Source organism: Mesorhizobium sp. M2A.F.Ca.ET.039.01.1.1, assembly GCF_003998035.1.
In the GTDB taxonomy this organism is placed as follows: domain Bacteria; phylum Pseudomonadota; class Alphaproteobacteria; order Rhizobiales; family Rhizobiaceae; genus Mesorhizobium.
Map to the genome: position 1 here is coordinate 1 of NZ_RZRY01000451.1, position 5,317 is coordinate 5,317.

At 59.5% G+C, this 5,317-nt stretch carries 3 protein-coding genes and 2 pseudogenes; 2 read left to right on the forward strand and 3 right to left on the reverse strand.

Annotation, left to right across the window (positions count from 1 at the left end):
- Positions 1-55: 55 nt before the first annotated feature.
- Together EOA24_RS26500 and EOA24_RS43960 are read right to left on the reverse strand one after the other, a co-directional pair.
- The gene (locus tag EOA24_RS26500) at positions 56-688 is read right to left on the reverse strand and encodes a hypothetical protein (RefSeq protein ID WP_063169290.1); all 633 of its coding nucleotides are present in this window, start codon (positions 686-688) and stop codon (positions 56-58) included.
- Entirely contained in the window at positions 685-963 is a 279-nt protein-coding gene (locus tag EOA24_RS43960) for an AlpA family phage regulatory protein (protein ID WP_063169289.1), read from the reverse strand. The genes EOA24_RS26500 and EOA24_RS43960 overlap by 4 nt, the downstream gene beginning before the upstream one ends.
- A gap of 975 nt (positions 964-1,938) precedes the next feature.
- On the opposite strand from EOA24_RS43960, the gene EOA24_RS26510 reads away from it, so the two are divergent.
- Positions 1,939-3,870, forward strand: coding sequence for a potassium transporter Kup (locus EOA24_RS26510; RefSeq protein ID WP_126080677.1), 1,932 nt, complete (start codon positions 1,939-1,941; stop codon positions 3,868-3,870).
- Between the two features lie 307 nt (positions 3,871-4,177).
- A pseudogene (locus tag EOA24_RS26515) lies at positions 4,178-4,638 on the forward strand (OB-fold nucleic acid binding domain-containing protein); the annotation flags it as partial.
- 538 nt (positions 4,639-5,176) lie between these two features.
- Here the strand turns inward: EOA24_RS26515 and EOA24_RS26520 are convergent.
- A pseudogene (locus EOA24_RS26520) lies at positions 5,177-5,317 on the reverse strand (aldehyde dehydrogenase family protein); the annotation flags it as partial.

Sequence of the window (5,317 nt, forward strand, 5' to 3'; positions counted from 1 at the left end):
GTCAAGGAGAAGCGCGAGGTGTTGCAGATGTGGTCAAATCACATCGAATGGCTGATCAAGCAGGCTGCGGATGACGCTCTGGCGGCGTAGCTGCTGGCATGGGCGGAAGATGCGGCGCAACAATCGTCAGAGCCTCATCGAATTGGAGATCATGCTTGACCAGCAAATGCGCGGCCAATGCTTCGATGGCTGACCAGTGATCGAGTACTAGCCGGGCCGTGCGATCTTCGATCCGCCTCCAACGGGGGCGGCGCGGCATCAGGAACCGCAACTCACCATAGATTCGCTTGGCATCCGCGTAGTCGCTGCTCCCCTCATTCCCATCGGACGCATTCATCGCCATATCGCGCGGGTCCAGATAGCCTTCGAATGCGGATTCTGCAAAAGGACCTGCCAGACACGCAACTATCTCTTGGATCGCTTCATCGCGTTGGAAATGTCGATCCATATCGTTCTCGAAAATCGGCTTTAGCTCCGAGGTGAATCCTTGCGCTGAATAGAAAACCGTGCCTTCGACAAAACCACCGCACTCTCCGTCACCGGCGTCGGGGTAAATACTAACACTTGAGAAAGCAGGGAGTTCACGGTCGTCGTCGAACATCTGACGGTGCAAAACGATGGCGGCCACCGCGTGCCCGGCTTCGTGATGCGCCACAGACGGGAGAAGATATTGGGAGGCTACATTCATGCGGTGCGGCTCTCAGATCTAGTTTCCATCCAAGCCCTGATATCGGATTCAAGCCATGCGACTCGGCCGGGGGAGATGCGACGCCGCTTAGGGAACAGGCCTGCCTTCAGAGTCGCGCGGTCGCGCTCGAACTGCGTTCCACTGAAGTGCTTCAGGGTCTTTGCCGACTGGCCGGCGGCCCAGGCAAGTGCCCGCTCGCCTTCCACATCTTCAAGCCAAAGATAGAGATCGTCGTCGGGAGCATCCAGCGTTGGACGGACATCAAATGCGTTCATGTCCGGACAGCCTTCAGAAAGAAGGGATAGAGGCTTCCGTTTGATCGGGAACGCTTAGTGTTGGTAGCGGCGCCCACATGTTCGAAAAGCGTGATCATTGATGAGTTCTTCCAGTCGGTGCGGCATCGCAGTGCTTTTGCGCATAGGACCGCAATTGTCGTGCCAACTGGGAAAATCGTTTCGGAACAACGTGATCGCTCTGGCAGCGTTGTGTCAGATGTCCGACATCGTCGAGAATCCGACAACGAGTGCTCCTCCTAATCACCGGATCAACCTCCGGCGCCAGTCGGTGACACCGCATTCCTCTGTCTTTCCAGGAGACGGCGTGGACATCAATGCCGTTCCTCACCGAACCCGCCTCCTAGCCCTTCGCCCATACGTCACGGCCGCCCCCCGGTTTGGCTTCAACCTGAAGGATTACGGCGTCCTCTTCGCAGAGAAGATCGGGTTGTTCGTGGCGCGCGCAGCGGAGCCCAAGGAGCTTTTCTGGGTTGCGGATACTGGCATGTCGATATTACGACCGTGTGTCCTTCGACAAGCTTGGTGGCTTCTTCAACCAGAATCTCGCCGCGGAGATCGAATCGTTATCTGCGCCGCAAAGTGCGGCCGGTGAGCGGCGTGGCCCTGCGTTCCAGTTGGCCACGGTCCTCGCTGGGACGAGCAAGTAAATGGCTTGCGCAGCAACGGTGCGATCACACCTGGAGCACGGCGTCATCAGGAAAGCGCCATCCTTGTGCGCCCACGACACCCTGGTCGCCATCGGCCGCATCGCGGGGGGGCACTGTGGGCGATAACCATTCATTGATCTGGGCGATTGAGGGTTCTGCCGGGGCGCTATTGCTGCTCGGTAGGGCTGCGGGCTGGCGAGTCTACCAAGGCGAGCAACGACAGGCGAGACGGCAGACATTACGTGACGGAACTTGATATTGCAGTGCAGCAAGCGTAGAGCACCGCGCGCTTATCGGAGTGTCGTCCATGGCCCTTACCAATGCTGGTAACGAGGCAGAACCTGTCGAACAATCGAGCCATTCTGAGGTCGAGCAGCACAGCACCAAGGCGCTGATGTCGGGCGCACTAGGTGTCGTTTATGGCGATATAGGCACCAGCCCGATCTATGCATTTCGCGAGGCGTTGCATGCATCAGCGGGTGGCAACGTCGCCAGCCGTGGCGACATCCTCGGCGTACTCTCGCTGATCATCTGGTCCCTGACGATCACCGTGACGATCAAATACATCATGTTCGTGCTCCGCGCCGACAATCGAGGCGAGGGCGGAGTGCTGTCGCTTATGGCGCTGGCGCGCAACAGTTTCCCGACCTGCTCTGCGGTGATCCTCGGCATCGGCATCGGCATCGGCATCGTCGGCGCGGCGCTTTTTTTTGGCGACGCCGTCATTACGCCGGCAATCTCGGTACTGTCGGCGGTCGAAGGTATGAATGTCGTCACGCCGACGTTCCAGCCCTATGTGGTGCCGCTGACACTGGCCATCCTGGCGATCGTGTTTGCGGTACAGCGGTTTGGCACCGGCGGCGTAGGATTGGTGTTCGGACCCGTTACCGCGCTGTGGTTCCTGGCCATCGGCCTTTCCGGGCTCAACCACATCATGGACGACCCGGAAATCCTGCTGGCAATCAGCCCGCATTACATCGTGTCGTTCCTGGTCAACTCGCCTGACGTCGCCTTCGTTACGGTTGGTGCAGTCTTCCTCGCCGTCACCGGAGCCGAGGCGCTCTACGCCGACCTCGGCCATTTCGGCCGCAAGCCGATCGTGCTCGCCTGGCTGGCGATCGTGTTCCCTTGTCTGTTGCTCAATTATGTCGGGCAAGGCGCCTTCGTGCTGGCAAATGGCGGCGTTGTCGGTCATCCGTTCTTCGAGATGAACCAGGGCTGGACGCTTATTCCGATGGTCGTGCTTGCCACGGCGGCGACCGTGATCGCCTGCCAGGCGGTGATCTCCGGCGCCTTTTCGCTGACCAGGCAAGCGGTACAGCTCAACATGCTGCCGCGTTTCGTCATCCAGCACACGTCGGAAAAACAGTCGGGCCAGATCTATCTGCCGCGCATCAACCTGATGCTGGCGCTGGTGGTGATGCTGCTGGTGGTCGGCTTCGGCGAATCCAGCCGGCTGGCCTCGGCCTACGGTATTTCGGTGACCGGCAATATGCTGGTGACGAACATACTGCTTTTTGTTGTGATGACGCGCATCTGGAAATGGCCGCTCGGCGTCGCGATAGCCTTAATGGCGGTGTTCGTCTTCATCGATACCGGCTTCTTTGCAGCTAACATCGTCAAGGTATTCGAAGGCGGCTGGGCCTCGCTTGCCATTGCCGCAGTGATCGTGATGACCATGTGGACTTGGATAAGAGGCAGCAGGTATCTATTTGACAAGACGCGCAGGAACCAGATTCCGCTCGATTTCCTTGCGGGCAATCTGTTGAAGAAGAAACCGCAGCTGGTGTCCGGTACGGCCGTGTTCCTGACCAGCGATCCCGCCAGTGCGCCGACCGCGTTGATGCACAGCCTGAAGCACTACAAGGCGCTGCACGAACAGAACGTCATCCTCTCTGTGGTGACGGCGCAGCAGCCCGTGGTGCCCGACAGCGAGCGGATCAAGATGGAAACGATCAATGAGCTGTTCATGCGGGTGACACTGACCTTCGGCTACATGGAACAGCCTAACATCCCGCGTGCGCTGGCGATCTGCCGCAAGCAGGGTTGGAAGTTCGACATCATGACGACGTCCTTCTTCCTGTCGCGTCGCTCGCTCAAGGCGTCACCCAACTCCGGCATGCCGGTGTGGCAGGACAAGCTGTTCATCGGCTTGGCGCGCACGGCCGCCGACGCGACGGAGTATTTCCAGATCCCGACCGGACGTGTGGTCGAGATCGGAACGCAAGTGGCCGTTTAGGTATGCCCGGTTAAGCAGAATCAATTGGCATTTCGCGAGCCGGTGAATGCCTGACCGGGCGGAGGCCACGATGCTTGCGCCAAACTGGGGTCCGGTTCCAGGCCTGAAGCTTCCGGCCCCGAAAGCCGTCCTTTACGCCTGCGATCATTTCCGTTCCGCATTGTCTTGCCGACCCACCAGTCGAGATGCGCTGAAACGACCTCGCCGGGCAGCAACTTATCATTTGAACCTAATCGATGTGCCGCAAGTCCGACCTTCATTCTTCAGTTCACAGGCTAGCGTTGCCAAAATCGGCGTGCCGCCTAACCGGCGCCGCACCGTGACCTGTCAGGATGCTATGCAGGCGCGAGGCAGAAGCTGGCTCGAGGCCGCCGGCCTGGTGCTGGTCCGGCAGCGGCCGGGCTCGGCCAAAGGCTTCATGTTCCTCTGGAGGATGAGACGGGTGCGGCAAACGTCGTCGTCTGGGTCAAGATCTCTCGAGAAATTCCGGCGCGTGCTTCTTGCTTCGGCCATGCTCGGCGTCCGCGGACGCATCCGACGGAAGAGGAGGTGGTGCACCTCGTCGCCCACGAGCTGACCGATCTGTCGGCCGGGCTGGCCAGCGTGGGAAACCGCAAGACGCCGTTTCCGTTGCCGCACGGCCGAGGGACGAGGCTCATCACGGCGGATCGGGCATCGATCCGCGCGGCATGCCGAAGGGGCGCGACATCGTCGATGCAGTATGACCATATCGACCCTATCAAGTTCAAGACGCGTAACTTCCGGTAGCGCTTCCGGAGGCCACTTCAGCAGCATGTTGTGCACACTTTTGTCGGACCCTGTTAACTGCCGATTGGCAGCAGGTCACCCCGTGCCGGATCCCAAATGTCGTCGCTCTCAAGCGCAACGACTGCCCGCACCCTTTTTAAGTCAGCGAGCACCTCCACCGCCGGACGCCGCCCCGTTTCCTGAGCCGCGGCGTAACGGGTGTATTTGTGACTGTCCGGCTCAAACCACTTCAACGATTCCAAAGTAGCCATGGCATCGCCCTTGCGGCTGCGCGTGATGCGAATGATCGTGATCCCATCCTAAGCGCTCGCGTCGAATGGAGACACGCTGCCAACGCTTCATCTGCTCTACCCCATCTTTGTTCCAAGGCGGTCGGATCATCTCAATGAGCCCTGCCTCGGGGTGGCCAAAGCATGCATATTTATCGTTCGGCCCCGCATCGAATTATCATCTGCGATGTGGGACTCGATCTTGGGTTGGCGACGGCTTCGCTCCGGGAGTAGACGTCGGACCACTGATAAGTGCCGGACCTTCTCCACAATTTCTCGGCGGACTCATCGTGAACGCTCGATTGGACGTAAATGCGGTTCGCGGAAACGCAGGTCTGGCCGGCATTGCGGAACTTCGCCTGGACCGCACCGTCAACAGCACCGTCAATGTCGGCATCATCGAAGATGAT

Coding starts and splice junctions, on each gene's coding strand:
- EOA24_RS26510 (WP_126080677.1), top strand. CDS start 1,939: ATGGCCCTTACCAATGCTGGTAACGAGGCAGAACCTGTCGAACAATCG.
- EOA24_RS26500 (WP_063169290.1), bottom strand. CDS start 688: ATGAATGTAGCCTCCCAATATCTTCTCCCGTCTGTGGCGCATCACGAA.
- EOA24_RS43960 (WP_063169289.1), bottom strand. CDS start 963: ATGAACGCATTTGATGTCCGTCCAACGCTGGATGCTCCCGACGACGAT.